Annotated in this window: 14 protein-coding genes; 9 read left to right on the top strand and 5 right to left on the bottom strand. The window is 49.8% G+C overall.

Translation table 11 applies throughout. The features are described from left to right. Positions 1-84: 84 nt before the first annotated feature. On the bottom strand, positions 85-1377 hold the full coding sequence (gene murF, locus BWI93_RS20220) for a UDP-N-acetylmuramoyl-tripeptide--D-alanyl-D-alanine ligase (RefSeq protein WP_094814654.1): 1293 nt from the start codon (positions 1375-1377) through the stop codon (positions 85-87). A gap of 116 nt (positions 1378-1493) precedes the next feature. Between murF and BWI93_RS27535 the strand changes: the two genes are divergently transcribed. The 4 genes from BWI93_RS27535 to BWI93_RS29735 all read left to right on the top strand — a co-directional run bounded on the left by BWI93_RS27535 (position 1494) and on the right by BWI93_RS29735 (position 4676). Then, the gene (locus BWI93_RS27535; protein WP_141217542.1) at positions 1494-3056 is read left to right on the top strand and encodes a VCBS repeat-containing protein; all 1563 of its coding nucleotides are present in this window, start codon (positions 1494-1496) and stop codon (positions 3054-3056) included. After that, positions 3053-3739: an FG-GAP-like repeat-containing protein gene (locus BWI93_RS29010; protein ID WP_255157966.1), complete on the top strand. Its 687-nt coding sequence runs from the start codon at positions 3053-3055 to the stop codon at positions 3737-3739. Before BWI93_RS27535 ends, BWI93_RS29010 begins: the two co-directional genes overlap by 4 nt. Before the next feature lie 71 nt (positions 3740-3810). After that, a complete protein-coding gene (locus BWI93_RS29740) occupies positions 3811-4251 on the top strand; it encodes a prolipoprotein diacylglyceryl transferase (protein ID WP_369679194.1) in 441 nt (146 codons plus the stop codon). Beyond that, positions 4212-4676: a prolipoprotein diacylglyceryl transferase gene (locus tag BWI93_RS29735; protein ID WP_369679193.1), complete on the top strand. Its 465-nt coding sequence runs from the start codon at positions 4212-4214 to the stop codon at positions 4674-4676. The genes BWI93_RS29740 and BWI93_RS29735 overlap by 40 nt, the downstream gene beginning before the upstream one ends. A 69-nt stretch (positions 4677-4745) precedes the next feature. On the opposite strand, the gene BWI93_RS20205 is transcribed toward BWI93_RS29735, so the two are convergent. Beyond that, positions 4746-5129 (bottom strand): DUF4870 domain-containing protein, encoded by a 384-nt coding sequence (locus BWI93_RS20205; protein WP_094814650.1) that lies wholly within the window; start codon positions 5127-5129, stop codon positions 4746-4748. A gap of 186 nt (positions 5130-5315) precedes the next feature. Between BWI93_RS20205 and BWI93_RS20200 the strand changes: the two genes are divergently transcribed. After that, the gene (locus tag BWI93_RS20200) at positions 5316-5780 is read left to right on the top strand and encodes a nucleoside deaminase (RefSeq protein WP_094814648.1); all 465 of its coding nucleotides are present in this window, start codon (positions 5316-5318) and stop codon (positions 5778-5780) included. A gap of 108 nt (positions 5781-5888) precedes the next feature. Here BWI93_RS20200 and BWI93_RS20195 read toward each other — a convergent pair whose 3' ends face one another. From BWI93_RS20195 to BWI93_RS20185, 3 genes are all read right to left on the bottom strand, one after another. Further along, positions 5889-6806: an ROK family protein gene (locus tag BWI93_RS20195; RefSeq protein ID WP_094814646.1), complete on the bottom strand. Its 918-nt coding sequence runs from the start codon at positions 6804-6806 to the stop codon at positions 5889-5891. 110 nt (positions 6807-6916) lie between these two features. Beyond that, positions 6917-7189 (bottom strand): hypothetical protein, encoded by a 273-nt coding sequence (locus BWI93_RS20190; protein ID WP_094814644.1) that lies wholly within the window; start codon positions 7187-7189, stop codon positions 6917-6919. A 148-nt stretch (positions 7190-7337) separates the two neighbouring features. Further along, on the bottom strand, positions 7338-8471 hold the full coding sequence (locus BWI93_RS20185) for a carboxypeptidase-like regulatory domain-containing protein (RefSeq protein WP_094814642.1): 1134 nt from the start codon (positions 8469-8471) through the stop codon (positions 7338-7340). Positions 8472-8497: 26 nt separating this feature from the next. On the opposite strand from BWI93_RS20185, the gene BWI93_RS20180 reads away from it, so the two are divergent. The 4 genes from BWI93_RS20180 to BWI93_RS20165 all read left to right on the top strand — a co-directional run bounded on the left by BWI93_RS20180 (position 8498) and on the right by BWI93_RS20165 (position 16548). Further along, positions 8498-9532 carry a quinone-dependent dihydroorotate dehydrogenase gene (locus tag BWI93_RS20180; RefSeq protein WP_094814640.1) on the top strand — a complete coding sequence of 345 codons (1035 nt, stop codon included), beginning with the start codon at positions 8498-8500 and terminating at the stop codon, positions 9530-9532. Positions 9533-9669: 137 nt separating this feature from the next. Then, complete coding sequence (locus tag BWI93_RS20175) at positions 9670-12309, top strand: DNA translocase FtsK (protein ID WP_094814638.1); 2640 nt, start codon at positions 9670-9672, stop codon at positions 12307-12309. A 426-nt stretch (positions 12310-12735) separates the two neighbouring features. Continuing rightward, a complete protein-coding gene (locus BWI93_RS20170; protein WP_094814636.1) occupies positions 12736-13356 on the top strand; it encodes an outer membrane lipoprotein carrier protein LolA in 621 nt (206 codons plus the stop codon). A 552-nt stretch (positions 13357-13908) separates the two neighbouring features. After that, positions 13909-16548 carry an ATP-binding protein gene (locus BWI93_RS20165; RefSeq protein ID WP_094814634.1) on the top strand — a complete coding sequence of 880 codons (2640 nt, stop codon included), beginning with the start codon at positions 13909-13911 and terminating at the stop codon, positions 16546-16548. Positions 16549-16673: the final 125 nt, after the last annotated feature.

Raw genomic sequence — 16673 nt, 5'->3', positions numbered from 1 at the left:
AAAACTGAAAACTGAAAACTGAAAACTGAAAACCGCAGCGGCGGCCGCTCTAAACTCAAAACGGCTGCGGCCGCCGCTCAAAATTTATGAACTCTCCCCTCCCCCAATCATCCCCAGCGTACTTTCCAGCCCCATACCGCGGGAACCTTTGATGAGGAAATGCGTATCCGTCATGGGATGTTCCTCCAGCCAGACGTGTAGGCCGAATTTATCGGGGAAGTAATACGCCCGGGGCAAATATTTCAGGGCGTTCTGCATGAGCGGTCCCGCCAGAAGTACGTAGTCAAAGTGGCATTCGGCAATCAATTTTCCCATCAGCTCGTGCTCTTGGGGCCCTTCTTCGCCCAGTTCGAACATGTCGCCCAGAATGACCAGTTTTTTCTTCGCATCCAGGGCTTCGAAATTTTTCAACGCAGCGGCCATTGAACTTGGGTTGGCGTTGTACGCATCCAGCCAGATGGTATTCGAACCTTTCTGTAAAATCTGGGAGCGGTTATTTTCGGCCACGTAGCCCGCAATGGCCGCGTGCATGTCTGCTTCCGCTACGCCAAAGTATTTCCCCAGCGTTAGAGCAGCCCGCATATTGATGAAGTTGTAATCCCCCATCAGGTGCGTTTCCACGCGTTGTTCGCCTATTTCATATACTACGTTCGGATTGGTTTCCAGCAACTGAACGTCGTCGCGGTAAGGAATCAGGTTGAACTTCTTTGCTCCCCGTTCTTCCAGCATACTCGCAAGCGTTTCATCCTGAGCATGAAAAAAGATCAGGCCGTTGGTCTGTACCAGAAAATCGTAGAGTTCTCCCTCTCCTTCGCGTACGCCCTGCAAGCCACCGAAACCCTCCAGGTGCGACTTTCCAATATTGGTGATGAGGCCGAGACCGGGTTCGCAGATGTTCACCAATTCTTCAATATCGCCTTTCTGGTTGGCTCCCAGTTCTACGATAAGCACTTCCGTACCCACCGGCATGGAAAGCAGGGTAAGCGGCACGCCGATGTAGTTATTGTAATTACCGGGCGTAGCGAATGTCCGGAATCGTTTCGCCAATACACGGTGGGTCAGCTCTTTAGTTGTCGTCTTGCCGTTTGAACCACCAATGCCGATGACGGGAATGGTCAGCGTACGCCGATGATACAGAGCCAGCCGTTGCAGAGTCTGAAGCGTATTCGGCACGACCAGACAACGTTCATCGGTCGCGTATTCGGCATTATCCATCACTACATAGGCGGCTCCGTTGGCCAGGGCCTGGGCGGCAAAGGTATTCGCGTCAAATTTTTCCCCTTTTAACGCGAAAAACATCGCTCCGGGCTCAATTTTGCGGGTATCAATCGAAACACTGCTGCAAGTCAGGTACTTTTGATAAAGGTCTGCAATCATGTATAGATCGTTTAAGGTGTCAGGTTGGGAATTCGTAGCTCTCCCGGCTAAAACTCTCCACCCGAAACGCTAAATGTATTTTCCATTCGTTGTTGAACTGATGTGACAAAGATGCAATGAAAAACCGTTACCTGCTGACGGGCCTGGGGCTGCTCGTTTCATTTCTTTCTTTTGAGGCCCATGCTCAGAAGTTTTCCTTTGAACTGGATACTGCGGTGCAGGTTTCCGTACAGGGTCGAATCCTGCCCAATGCCTGGGCCGGAGGGCTGAATGCTCCGCAGTTTTCCAAGATGCATTTAAATCAGGATCAGGTCGAGGATTTAGTAATTTTTGATCGAACCAGTCGAAAAGTTTCCACCTTTCTGGCCCAGCCCACGGGTAATGGCTCCTACACCTGGCGACACGCTCCCCTTTACGAGGCGTACTTCCCCGAATTAGACAGCTGGATGCTCCTTCGCGATTTCGATGGCGATGGACGCAAGGATTTGTTTGCCCACACACCATCGGGAATTAAAGTGTATCAGAATGTAGCGGCTCCTTCCGGTTTTCGCTGGCAGTTGCTGTTCGATCCGTTATACACCGAAGGATTTTCGGGTCAGGTAAATATGCAGGTGCCTTCCACGGACGTCCCTGGAATTGATGATGTGGACGGGGACGGCGATCTGGATCTGGTCATCTTTGACATTGCGGGCGACTTTGCGGAATACCACCAGAACATGAGCATGGAACGAACGGGCAAGGCCGGTTTGACTTTCAAGAAAATCGGGTTTTGCTGGGGAAACTTCATCAAGCGACAGTACGGCGATGCCTGCTTCAATATGAATTGCGAAACTGGGGAAGGCGATTGTCCGGCCGTCCAGAACAATCCGGGGGGTCGCCCGCTGCACGCAGGCAACAGCATTTTACTCTGGGATTACAACGGAGATGGCGTAAAAGATTTCTTCTACAGTTACATCGAAGATTCCCACGTAGCGTACATGCCCAATGCCGGTACGCGGGAGAAGGCTCGATTCACGCAGGCTGACTATTTGTTTCCTTCGGTGAAACCGATTGATATGGGCGTATTTCCGGCCACGTTTCTGGAAGACGTAACGTTTGATGGGAAACCCGATCTGCTGGCTGCTCCGAATGTCTACTCCAACGATCAGCTCAAGGCCAATGACTTTCGCCGGACCGCCTGGCTTTACGAAAATACGGGTTCGGGACTGATCTTCCGGAAAGAGCATTTTTTACAGGAAGATATGGTGGACCTGGGCGAAAATACGACTACTGCTCTGGCCGACCTGGATGGTGACGGCGACGCCGATTTGCTGGTGGGATACGCCGGGTTTCGCTCCGGACCAACGTACCGGGGTGGCATCGCTCTGTTCCGGAACGTTGGTACCCCTCAACAGGCCAAATTCCAGCTTGAAACGGATGATTACCTGGGGTTGGCCACGCAGCTACAGAACCGCCAGAATCAGTTGGTTACCAATGTCAACGTTTTTTCAGTGACGTCACCGGCGATGGTATACCCGATCTGGGTTTTATGGCTCAGACGCCAGCCGGCTCTATCGTTCGGTACATTCCCAACCGAGGTGGTAAGACCGGAGCTTTTCAGCTCAATCCGGACGAGCTTACGGCCTTACCCCTCCCGAATGACCTTTACGCGGGTTCGGTTCCTCTGTACATTGACGTGAACCGGGACGGACGCATTGACCTGCTGATCGGCACCTACTACGGTGGCATTCAGTATTACCGCAATACGGGTACGTCTACCCAGCCCACGTATCAGCTTGAAACGAAGTCGTACGGTGGCCAGACCGATGATTTTAACAACCGGGGGTTCTCACTAATCGCGGCGGATGTCAACGGCGACGAACGACTGGACCTGCTGACGGCCTATGACAATGGTTCACTGAAAGTTTTCCATGATTTCCTTAATCAAACGACCCTTTCGGCGGATTCCAGTTCGGTAAAATCGCCCGCCAATGCGGTTACAAGCCTTAAAATCGGCAGTGTCCCTTCGCTGGCCGTAGCGGACCTCAATCAGGATGGCTTACCCGACATTGTGGCTGGTACGAATACCGGTGGCCTGCGGTTGCTACTGAATCGTTCGGAGAAGTTGCTGCCTTCGCCCGATACGGGCACGGAGACAGTACGGGTCGGACCCAATCCCACGGATCGGTACGTAACGGTGACTACACCTTCCGAAGCAGAAGTAAATCTGTATAGCCTGCTCGGTCAGTGGCTGGGTAAAGCCCGTTCTAACGGTACCAATCGTTATGAACTTGATTTTAAGGGATTGCCTACTGGCGTGTATCTGGTTCAGATTCAAACGGCGAGTTCCGGAAAAATTACCCGAAAGATCATCCTTCGCTAGTGAATAATTCACTAAAGCCAACTCATCCTCAGAAATAGGCTCTATTTTTACCGCCTGAAACTAACTTTTACATGTTCAACTATATTGTTTGGAACGTAAACCCAGAGATTTTCCACATCGGCTCATTTTCGGTTCGGTGGTATGGATTACTGTTTGCTCTGGGTTTCTTGGTCGGTCAGCGAATTATTCTGCACATTTTTCGGAAAGAAGGTTTACCCGACGACTGGGTTGATACCCTGACCCTGTACATGGTACTGGCTACGGTGGTTGGAGCCCGGGTTGGACATTACGTTTTCTACGAGTATCCCATGTTTTTTGCCAATCCCTGGAAGTGGTTCAAGGAAATGCTGTTGCCACCGTACGCGGGTCTGGCCAGTCACGGAGCCATGGTGGGTATTATCACGGGACTTTACCTATTCGCCCGTTCCAAAAAATCAATTTCTTCTGGATTTCTGACCGGATTGTCATTACCGTGGCCCTGGCAGGTTGTTTCATTCGTCTGGGCAACCTGATGAATTCGGAAATTGTAGGAAAGGTTACGGATGTACCTTGGGCCTTCATTTTCCTGAACAATACTGAATTCTCGCAGGAACCCCGGCATCCGGCCCAGTTGTACGAAGCCATTTCCTGCCTGATTCTTTGTGTTGCCTTGTATTCCATCTGGAATCGCTATAAAACCGGTCTTCCGCAGGGTATACTCACGGGACTTTTCATGGTCGTCGTATTCGTGCTGCGTTTCGTGTACGAATTTTACAAAGAGAACCAGGTAACGTTTGAAGACCAGATGACCTACAACCTCGGTCAGATACTCAGTATTCCGGCTGTGTTGTTTGGTTTGCTTGGGATCTGGTGGGCCATTCGTCGCCGCGAAACCCGAATTTTCACCAATGAAGCCTCCGCAGCCCAGGCTCGTCAGGAGTTTTCTAAACCCAAGTAAGAGGGTTTTCTTAACAAGAAGAGCCATCAACCGACGGTTGATGGCTCTTCTTGTTTAAACTGATGGCTACTACTTTACGATCCGCCAGTTGAAAGGATATTGATAATACTCACCATTGTTTGCTTTGATCGCCGCAATAACCACGAAGACAATGTCCAGCACGGCAACAACGGGTAATATGATCAGCCCAACGCCACAGGTAAGTATGCCCAGAATGATACAACCCACAAAGGCGATTGACATGAGAATCTGAAAATTCAGGGCTTCTTTGCCGTGGTAGTCCACGTACGTAGAACGTTCCCGGTAGATTAACCAAACGATTAGAGGCCCAAGAAACGAAAGTCCACCCAGGAAACTAGCCACGATACTGCTCAGGTGAGCCAGCATAGCCCAGGTACGGGCATCGGAATCACTCATGGGTGGTTGCGAAGGAGGCAGGGGTTGATAGTCCATTGTCGTATTTAATAGATAGGATAAAAGTTGAATTACAGGCAATTCTAGGTATTTTCTAAAGAAGCCCCAAATCCTGTACCATCCATACGCGTTGAAGAACGGATGAATGGATTTTAACTTTCATCAATGGTCTGAAAACAGTCTGTATTTATTTTAGTTGTATTAACCGTTTACGAATTTTTAGCCATGAACCAGTATATTCAAGAAGCCGTCGAGCTTTCGTTTCAGGGTCAATGGGCCGGCCTGGGTGGCCCCTTTGGTGCCGTTGTTGTAAAAGACGGGGTAATCATTGGGCGGGGACACAACCGCGTAACCTCCAGCCATGATCCCACGGCCCACGCCGAGATTGTCGCCATTCGGGAAGCGTGTACGTATTTGGGCACGCACCAGTTGTCGGGTTGTGAGCTGTACACTTCCTGCGAACCGTGCCCCATGTGCCTGGGAGCCATTTTCTGGGCTCGCCCCGACCGCGTGTACTACGCCTGCACGCATGAACAAGCCAGCGATGCTGGTTTTGATGACTCTTTTATTTATGAGCAGGTAGCCCTGCCGCCATCCGAGCGTAGTTTACCCATGATTCACCTCCCTACGGAAGGTGCTCAGGAAGCCTTTGACGAATGGAAAATGAACGAAGCGAAGATTCACTATTAGGAGCATCCGAACGTATCGAACTGACTCCCTACGCCGTGGCATGAACATGGAGGATCAGCCAGAAGTACAGTCACAAAAAAGGCCAGAACGCGGGTTCTGGCCTTTTTTTTATAAATAACTATTCTGCCGGGCTACGAGCAGGGCTCCTCTCACCACGGCTTCGTCCTGCAATTGAGCCAGGGCTATTTTAGGTAATGGAAGAAAGGCCTCCATGACGTACGTAGAAAGCTTTTGGTCGATCACCTGACTCAGTTTTTCCGTGAGTTCGGGAACGCCTCCACTGAGTACAATGAGATCGGGGTGAAACAGATGAACGACGTGGGACAGAGCAAAGGCCAATTGATCGGCCGTTTCATTGAGCAATTGTTCGGCCAGTGAATCGCCATTTGCCAGAGCCTGAATCAGGTAAGAAACGCCTTGCCCGGCAGCCACCGCCTGAGCCAGCGGGCCCTCGGGCTGTTTGGCTACCTCACTTTCAATGCGTTGTACAATGGCTCGGACAGAAGCAACGGATTCCAAGGTAGTACCCGAACGATCGAGCCGTAACTTACCGATTTCGGATTCGCCGGGCCGGGCTCCATGATAAATCTGCCCCTTCTGAATCAATCCCCCCCCGATGCCGTGCCCAAGTTTCAAGTAAAATACGGTAGCGTAATTCTTACCCGCTCCCTGAATAGCTTCAGCTAAAGCAGCCAGGTTCGCATCGTTTTCTACCCAGGACGGACAGTGCAAGTGATCTTCCAGCCAATCGGATAAGTCGAAGTTTTTCCAGCCTTCAATGCGATAGGACTGTACCGTTTTGCCCTGCCGCCAATCCACTGGTCCGCCAAAGCCAACGCACATGGAAGAAAACCGATACCGGGTCTGCAAATCATCAATGACTTCTTCAATCTGGGACCTCAGATCTTCAGCCGTATTTCCGGGTACTACATCCCGGCGTATGTGTTCAGTAATCGTGTGTGTTTCATCTGCTACGGCTAAATGAATCTTGCCCGAGCCAATTTCAATCCCCAGAAAATACTTCATACGTCGAGAATAAATGCTAAGCAGGGTACGGAACCTTGGCGGCCCGTACCCCTTCCATACGTTCTAATAAGAACGTCTAAATTAAAGTGCTTTTTTCGAAAAGTACCTATTTATCGACTACAACGCATGCCAAGCACTTCTTCGTAGTCCTCATAACCAGGAAAAAATACGTTGTTCAAGCTGATGATTTGGCTCAAAGGAATCTGTACACCCGTGGCCAGTTCCAGAAATTCTCCCGTTTCATTTTTCAAAAGGCCTTTAAAGGGAGCTCCGGTGGCTTTATATTCCCGGTATTCGTTGAAGTACTCGAGCTTGTTTTTATGACCTACGGCTTTGGTTAAGAGTTCTACGTAGGCCGGAGCTAAGGTTTGATACGTTTCCATAAGACAATTAGTTTTCAATGAAGTCTGAGCGAAAAGGCTCTTCTTTCTACGGCGTAAAAAGCTCGACCAAGAAATCGGTGAAGGCTTCCATTCATAAACAGTTGCGTTCATAAAAACATTCATGTATGTACCGATTCCCACCTTACGTCTACGGATACGGCTGAAAATCAAAGGGCAACGAATCGCCCGTTTTTTCGTAAACAAAATAACCGGATATGAGTAGATCAAGCGATGGGAAATACTGCCCATTTGCCTGAATGCGGACCATCTGGCTCAGTAATTCAATGACACTCGTCTGCGGACGCTGCCTCATTCCGGGCAGAATATTCAGATCCATTTCCTTGGTGTACGTTACCTGGATAGCTCCCGGAAAAGTCATGATACTTTGCTCAGGGGTGTGCAATCGTTTTACCAGCACATCCTCGCTTCGCAAAGGCTCGTCCAGCACCTGAAGGCCATTATAGCGAAGCACTTCGCATCGGCTTAGCTTTTTACCCGCCAGGGCCAGAGCGTTCATGGGAGATTGGGCGGGATTCACAATTCGCTGTACGATAAATCCTTCGGAAGCCAGCGTACCGCTATGCAGACTTCGCAAAAAATGCGTGAGTGATCCGTAATAGGCCCGATTGCGGTTTCGTTTCCAGCGGGTCATTGTTTCGGAGCTCGTCGTGGGCAAATCTTCGTACACCGGATAGCCCAGGTATGAAACGTACCCCTGCGTGTGGTGATAGGAGAAACCTTCAAGCTGGTATTTAATGCGGTAACCCAGAGCCTGATTTTCAATAATCAAAGGTTCGCGGGCTCCGGCCGTCAGCCATTGCTTGGTGGAATCTTCGGTAATCCAGAGTACGTCGGAATTCACAATGGTACACTGCCGGGCGTTTTCGGTTGCCCCCAGAAACATACTCACAAAGCGTTCGTATCGTTGTTTCCAGTGCTTATCGCGTTTCGTTTTTACCTTTACCTCAGCCAGTAATTCGGGATTGGCTTTAAGTAGAATCTCCAGCGAAGTCGACCGATTATCGGTTGGAATCGTTTGCATCCGGGTTTGGTAGCCTACGTACGAAACAACCAGTTCGAGCGTACCCGCTGGCAGCTGCGTCAGGGTAAATTCGCCTTCCTCATTGGTGGTTGTACCTCGGGTGGTATTGGCCAGAAAAACGTTCGCAAATGGTAGGGGTTTACGGTCGTCGGCGTTCAGTACGCGACCGCTCAGGGTTTGCTGAGCCCCGGCCGTAAAGGAAAAAGTCAAGAAAAGGATCAACCCAAGCAGCGGTTTCATAGCTGCAAAGTGCGTATTTTTGTCCCATGTACCAAGCTCTGATTCGCCCGTTGCTCTTCTGTTTCGATCCTGAACAGATTCACCACTTTTCGTTTAACTTCCTGAAGTTTAGCTTTAAAATACCGTTTGTTCCTGCATTAAGCCGGAAAATCTTTACGGTAACGGACCCGCGACTGGAACGGGAGGTATTTGGTATCCGCTTCCCCAATCCCGTAGGTCTGGCGGCTGGTTTCGACAAAAATGCCGAATTAGTAGACGAGCTTTCCTGCCTTGGTTTCGGTTTTGTGGAGATCGGTACGGTAACGCCCCGCCCCCAGCCCGGCAACGACCGTCCGCGACTGTTTCGCCTGAAGGCCGATCAGGGCCTGATTAACCGCATGGGTTTCAACAATAAAGGAGCCCGAACTGCCGCCGAAAAACTCCGCCGACGCAAAAGTCGCGTACTTATTGGTGGAAACATTGGTAAGAATAAGGTGACGCCCAACGAAAAAGCCGTAGACGATTACCTGGCCTGCTTCCATGAACTGAACGATACGGTTGATTACTTTGTCGTGAACGTGAGTTCGCCCAATACGCCGAACCTTCGGGCTTTGCAGGAGAAGGAACCGCTGACCGAGCTGTTACTGACGCTGCAAGCCGAAAACCTGAAACAGAGTCGGCCCAAGCCCATTTTGCTCAAGATTGCTCCGGATCTGACGGATAGCCAGCTCGACGATATTATCGACATTGTACAAACCAGCCGGATTGCGGGTGTAATTGCGACGAATACGACTATTTCCCGCGAGAACCTGCAAACGCCGCCTCAAACGATCGAAGCCATTGGAGCGGGTGGACTTTCGGGCAAACCCGTACGGGAGCGTTCGACAGAAGTGATTCGCTATCTGCATCAGCAGTCGAAAGGCAGTTTCCCGATCATCGGCGTAGGTGGAATTCATTCCCCAGAAGATGCTCTGGAGAAGCTACAGGCCGGGGCCAGCCTGATACAAGTGTATACAGGATTCATTTACGAAGGTCCTGCTCAGGCCAAGCGTATTTGCAATTATTTGCTTGACAATCAGTAATAAATAAAATATTATAGAACAGAAGTGGATTTCAACAGTTTACTTTTGTAAATTTTGGAACCTAAACGGACGTACCTTTTCTGGGTATACGCCAATCTGGCTCTGGGCTTGCATTCTGATTTATTGTTTCGTGATACATGGCAAAAAAGGTAGATTCTTCTAAACAACCTCTCCGCAAACCCGCCAGTAAGCCTTCGAAAAGCCTTCGGGCAACGATTGCCGGCCCGAGTACGCGGCTGGTCATCGGAGGACTCACGGTGTTACTGGCGGTGCTGCTCTTTCTGGCTTTCTTTTCTTACCTGATTTCGGGCGAAGCCGATCAAAGTGTAGTGGGAGCTGCGTTTAAAACACCCCTGAAAGATTCGGGTCAGAAAGTACAAAACTGGCTGGGACTAACGGGAGCTATCGTGGGTCACTTTTTTGTATTCCAGTGGTTTGGCCTTGCTTCCTTTCTCATTATTCCCGTGCTATTGGTAGCGGGAATCAAGCTTACGTTTTCCCGCGAGATTTTTCCGCTCAAACGGCTTACCTATCAGGCCATTTTTTACATGATCTGGGTAAGTGCCGTATTGGGTTTTGTCGTACTATGGTCCGATTCACAGAGTAATCTCAGTACACTTTCGGGCGGTATTGGACTCTTAATCAATCAGTTACTGTACAATTTGATCGGATGGGGTTCTATCGCAGTAATTGCGGCGGCCTTGTTTGTGTTCGTCATTTACTTTTACCGGGTTGATTCCCTGGAGCACGTGGCCGAAAAAGTAGAAGGCATGAAAGTACCCCGTCCGACGGTCAGCAATCCTTTCAAGAACTTATTCAAGGAAATAGAAGAGCTGGATGAGGACGAAGAAGAGGAAAAACCCGTCGAGAAACCGGCTCCGGTGAAAGAAGAGCCCAAACCGATACTTCGGAAACCCATTCCGGTGATTACCGAACCCGATGAGCCGGAGGAAGAAGCGGATGAAGAAGAGCAGGAATATCTGCAATTACAGAAAGTAAACCGACTCGCCGAAGACGCTCGCCGCGTACTCGAAACGCCGATTCCACTGCCCGTAGAGGCCATTCCCGTGGAAGAACCGGTCCTGGAGGAAGTCGTAGCGTATACACCTCCCGCCCCCGTGGCCAAAGTGAGCCGGGAAGTACCGAAAGAGAAATCTTCGGAACCTGACTTTATCATTGAGACGGCTCCGGCTGAAGAGATTCTGCCTCCGAAAAAAATAGAAAAATTAGATACGCAACCTAACGAAAACCTAATTAAAGAGCTGGGTCTGTACGATCCTACACTCGATCTGGCCCGGTACCAGTACCCCAGCGTTGAGTTGCTGCGGGAGTACACGACCGATAAAGCTCAGGTTTCGGAAGAAGAATTAAAAACGAAGAAGGATACCATTTTACGTACCCTCAGCGATTACGGCATCAGCATTGCCAGCATCAAGGCTACGCCGGGGCCAACCGTAACGCTGTACGAAATTGTTCCTTCGGCGGGGGTCAAGATTTCCCGGATTAAATCGCTGGAAGATGACATTGCCCTCTCACTGGCAGCTTTGGGCATTCGGATTATTGCTCCGATGCCGGGGAAAGGCACCATCGGGATTGAAGTACCGAATAAGAACCGCGAAATGGTAAGTATTCGGGCGGTGGTAGCCAGCGAGAAATTCCAGAAATCCACGGCTGAACTCCCGGTTGTACTAGGCAAGACCATCTCCAACGAAATCTTCGTTACGGACCTAGCCAAAATGCCTCACCTGCTCATTGCCGGGGCCACGGGTCAGGGTAAGTCCGTTGGGATGAACGTAATTCTGGCTTCGCTACTTTACAAAAAACACCCGGCCCAGCTCAAGTTCGTACTGGTCGATCCCAAGAAAGTGGAGTTGAGTCTGTTCAGTAAGATTGAGCGGCACTTCCTGGCGAAACTCCCCGGTACTGAAGACGCTATTATTACCGATACCAAGAAGGTAATTTACACGCTCAATTCGTTGTGCGTGGAGATGGATTCGCGGTATGAACTACTGAAAAACGCCGGTTGCCGTAACCTCAAGGAATACAACCAGAAGTTCATCGAACGTCGCCTGAATCCGGAGAAGGGTCACCGCTTCCTGCCGTATATCGTGCTGGTCATTGATGAGTTGGCCGATTTGATGATGACGGCTGGCAAGGAAGTAGAAACGCCCATTGCCCGTCTGGCTCAGTTGGCCCGGGCCATTGGTATTCACCTGATTGTGGCGACGCAACGACCTTCCGTGGATATTATTACGGGTAAAATCAAAGCCAACTTCCCGGCTCGTTTATCGTTCAAAGTAACCCAGAAAGTCGATTCCCGTACCATTCTGGATACGAATGGAGCCGATCAGCTGGTGGGTCAGGGCGACATGCTTTTCCTGCAGGGTTCAGACATGACGCGTTTGCAGTGTGCCTTCGTCGATACGCCGGAAGTGGATGCCGTCTGCGACTTCATTGGCGAACAACAGGGCTATTCTGATGCTTATCTGTTGCCCGAATTCGAAGGTGATGAAGCCGGTAACGACGAAAAAGACGTGGATCTGGCCCAGCTTGATCCGATGTTTAAAGACGCCGCTCGCCTGATCGTCATTCATCAGCAGGGCTCTACTTCGCTGATTCAACGAAAAATGAAACTGGGATACAACAGGGCCGGTCGGATCATGGACCAGCTTGAAGCCACCGGTGTAGTAGGTCCGTTTGAAGGGTCCAAAGCCCGGGAGGTACTCATTCAGAGTGAAGAACGCCTGGACGAACTCTTCAAGGAACTGCGGTTGTGAGATACCCTCGAATCGTTTTGAAAGCGTGGCTGGTAGAAATACCGGCCACGCTTTTTTGAGAACATTTTCCTTCGCTAAGCTACTACCCGAGCCACCCCTTCTCTTTGGCTTCTGCATCTAACTTTCGAATACTTTTTCGCAGGAAGAGGATCAGTAAGTACAGCACGTACAGACCTATTCCGGCTAAACAGACATTAAATAGTAGCACAAGCCAGGTAATCATACCGAATGAAGAATGGAATACACTCATGAGGTGTCTGTTGAAAAGTTGAAATTCGAATGAAACTAATTATAAATCAGGAAAACACAAGCGACATTTCTTCAAACTAGAACATGTCTCGCTGGTTCACAATTTTTAACAGGGACTGCCCCCCTTCTCCGGCAGGGTTCTTTTATCTTTGAAGAAGTCTATGAACGCATCAAGCCATGAAAATTCTTAAAACCGTACTTATACACGCATTTCTTTTCAGTACTTTCTTTACCCAGGCTCAGGACCCGAAAGCAGCCACCATTCTCGATGCCGTAAGCAAAAAATACAAAGCTTTGAATTCGTTTAATGTAGGCTTTACGTACGGAGCAGCGGGCGAATCGCACAAAGGCGATCTGACGACCAAGGGCGGCAAATACTATTTAAAACTGGCCGGGCAGGAAGTATACAACGATGGAAAAACCGTGGCGACTTACGTGAAAGAAGCCAACGAGGTCAATTTATCCACGAATGATCCGGCCAGCAACGAATTTAGCCCGGCTACTATTTACAACATTTATAAGAACGGTTATCAGTATAAGCTGATCGAAGAACGGAAAGACGGAAACGCTGTCATTGACCTGACGCCTACCAATAAATCAGCTCACATCGCGAAAGTACGGATGACCGTTCATAAAAACGACTCGTCCATCAAAGGCTGGCAGCTGACCGATAAATCGGGTAAGGTCCAAACCTTTAAGATTACAAAGTTCACGCCCAATGTCGCCGTGAACGATCAGACGTTTAGCTTCAACAAGAGCAAATACCCAGGCGTAGAAGTGATTGATTTACGCGATTAATGCTTCCCGTCTATTCCAAAACATCGGCTGACCCTGCGGTTAGCCGATGTTTTTTCAGGATCAGTCTGACCGACTGATGAAAACAAGTCCAGAAAGCCGAATTCTTGAGTAATTCCCGAGGCTATTACTACGAATCCGTGGGGGTTTGTTAGGTGCTTGTCAAATCCAGTTTAACTTCTTCGAGGGGTTCCAGAGCTTGCCTGCTGGCCGAAGTAGTAGGAATGATAGACTATTTCTGGTTCAAAGAGTACGTCATCATTTGCAGGGTGAGCGGCCCCTCTTCCGCCACTGGTATGGAATGATGGATCAGGCCTCTATTTCTGAAACAACCTTCTCTTTAGTATCGACGGAAATCCCTCAGTTAAACTCAATCTAATCTTTACTGGCTTCTGTTTTCTTTCAAATCCAGGAATTGGTCACTGGTTTATGCCATTTTTATTGAATTTTTGTTAAAATACCTGATTGTGCCCCTGTGAGAAAAGGCGGCTGAAGGCGTAATTTGCCCCTGCTAAGCAAATCCGCCGTCTTCACCCTTACCGCTTGGCTCCTAGTATGCTTAAACTAACCGCCCGAAGCCGCGTCAACCTCATGTTTGTCGTAGGCCTCGCCCTTTTGATTACTGCCGGTTTTGTCACGTACAGCACCTTCCTCAAGCAGGCCAACGATTCAGATTGGGTAAGTCATACCTATCGAAATCTGAATCAACTGGAGAAAAGCCGCGACCTCATTCAAAAAATGCAGGTAGCCCAGCGGGATCACCGGCTCAATAAAGAAAATACGCACGCCCTTTCGGATTTTAGTGCAGCCCGAACCGAGATCGAGTCGAATCTGAAAACGCTTAATCAGCTCATGGCCGATAATCCGGCCCAGGTGATGCGATTGGCGACTGTAGAAGATCAGCTTAAACAATTGTATACATTCTGGACTTTGCCGGAAAATGCCATTCACAGCATTCAGACCGTCAACAGAGAGAGTAACCAGATCAATGCCGTCCGTACCAATCTTGATCATCTCGTTACTGTAGAGCAGAATCTGCTTACAAACCGCGAAAATCAGCGGGAGTCTGCATTCCGCACCGCCGGTACTACCATTCTGGTAGCCATGACGCTGGCTATTCTCATCGCCACTTTACTGATTCTTGTGGTCTTTCGGGAACTGAAACAACGCGAGCAGGCTCAGCTTGAACTCAACTCCCGCCTGAACGATCTTTCGCAGCTTAACGAAGAAACGGCTCAGAAAAACTGGCTCCTCACGGGTGTTTCCAAAATCAACGATAGCTTACAGGCCACCCACGATCTGGATTCGCTGGCTCAGTGCATTGTAAAGGAAGTAGTAGCGTATCTGGAAATTCCAGCCGGGGCCCTATACGTACTCAACGAACAAAGTCTGATTCAAAAAGCGGCGGTAGGTCTGCCGCTCCACACTCCCACCGAATGGCCGCTGGGTTCGGGGCTATTGGGAAAAGCGGCGGCTTCAAAACACCTCCAGCGTATACAGAATGTTCCACCGCAATTCTGGCAACTCCAGTCCAGTACGGGAGCTTCGCTACCCGGTGAAGTGCTTTTTCTGCCCCTCTGGAATGGTTCCAACCTCAAAGGTATACTTGAACTGGCTAGCTTCGGTACGTTCAGTGCGTCCAGCCTGTTGCTACTGGAAACGGCGGGCGATAACATTGCCGTCGCCCTGGATGCCAGTATGACCCAAGCATTTAATGGCAAGCTGCTAAGTCAGGTCCAGTTGCAGGCGGATACGTTGCTGGAGCAACAGGAAACGCTGAAACAGGCCAACGAGGAGCTAACCCGACAGGCAGAAGTACTACAGGCTTCAGAGGAAGAACTGAAAGTACAGGAAGAAGAACTTCGGCAGATCAATGTTGAACTGGAGGAACGAAACGAAGCCATCGAATCAACCCGCCAGGCTCTGACTATCAAGGCCCGCGAACTGGAGCAATCCAGTCAATACAAATCCGAATTTCTGGCTAATATGTCGCACGAGCTGCGTACGCCCCTCAATAGCGTATTGATTCTGGCTCGCCTGCTGGCCGACAATAAATCCGGAAATCTTACCGAAAAACAGATCGAACACGCTCAGGTCATCTTCCGGTCCGGAACGGATTTACTTAATCTCATCAATGATATTCTGGATCTGTCGAAAATTGAAGCCGGTAAAATCGATATCCTGGTCGAAGAAGTGAAGACCGCCCGTATTCTGCGGAATATGCAGGATTTGTTTTCCGTACTGGCCGACGACAAGGGCATCAACTTCCGAATTACAACGGGTGATCTGGCTCCCGACTCCTTTTTCAGCGATTACCAGCGAATCGAACAGATTCTTAAAAATTTACTGTCTAACGCCTTCAAGTTCACGCCCCGGGGCGGTTCCATACAGCTTGACGTTCAACTGATTCAGCCACAACCAGAGTTTTTTAGTCAAAAGTTAAGTGAAGCTCGTGAAGTGCTGGCCTTCAGCGTGGAAGACTCGGGCATTGGTATTCCGCTCGAAAAACAGCAACTTATTTTTGAGGCCTTCCAACAGGCAGATGGCTCGACCAATCGAAAGTTTGGGGGTACAGGCCTGGGCTTGTCTATTTGCCGGGAGCTCTCCCGGCTGCTGGGTGGCGAAATCCGCGTAAATAGTGAAACGGGTCGGGGGAGTACCTTCACGCTGTATCTCCCTGCTCAGGGCATGATTATGCCCAAAGACCGCACCCGTACGGTCGTAGCCGAGACCAAACCTGCGTTGTTTAGTCTTGAAAAACCGCAGGAACAAACGCAGGTTACCGATGATCGGCAGGATTTGGTTCAGGGTGATCATCCCTTGCTCATCATCGAAGACGATGCCGTGTATGCCGAACGTTTACGCGACTTATCGCAGGCCCGGGGCTACAAAACCGTAGTGGCCTTAACGGGTGCAGAAGGTCTCTATTACGCTCAGACGTACCGCCCTTCCGCTATTCTGCTTGATATTTTCCTGCCGGATACCGACGGGTGGAGTTTGCTCAAAAGCCTGAAAAATGATCCGGTCCTTCAATCGATTCCGGTGCATATCATTTCGGCTGGCGATGAACCCCGTCATAACCTGCAGGGAGCGGTGTCTTTCCTCAATAAAGCGGCTTCACGGGAGGACTTTGAAGCCATCTTCGCCCGAATTGCTGAACATTTACCCAGCAGTGAAAAAAAATCCTGGTACTGACGGGCACCCAGCTTCGCAGCCAATCGCTAACGGGCTGGTTAGCCGAACGGAATTTCCAGATCAATACCCAGTTCGTTACGAGTCTTCCGGAGGCTTTGTTACGCTTGCAGCACCAGGAATTCCAC

This window comes from Siphonobacter sp. BAB-5385 (genome assembly GCF_002261125.1).
Lineage (GTDB): Bacteria > Bacteroidota > Bacteroidia > Cytophagales > Spirosomataceae > Siphonobacter.
The sequence above is the reverse complement of the archived record's forward strand: the minus strand, read 5'-3'. Positions and strand labels throughout refer to the sequence as shown.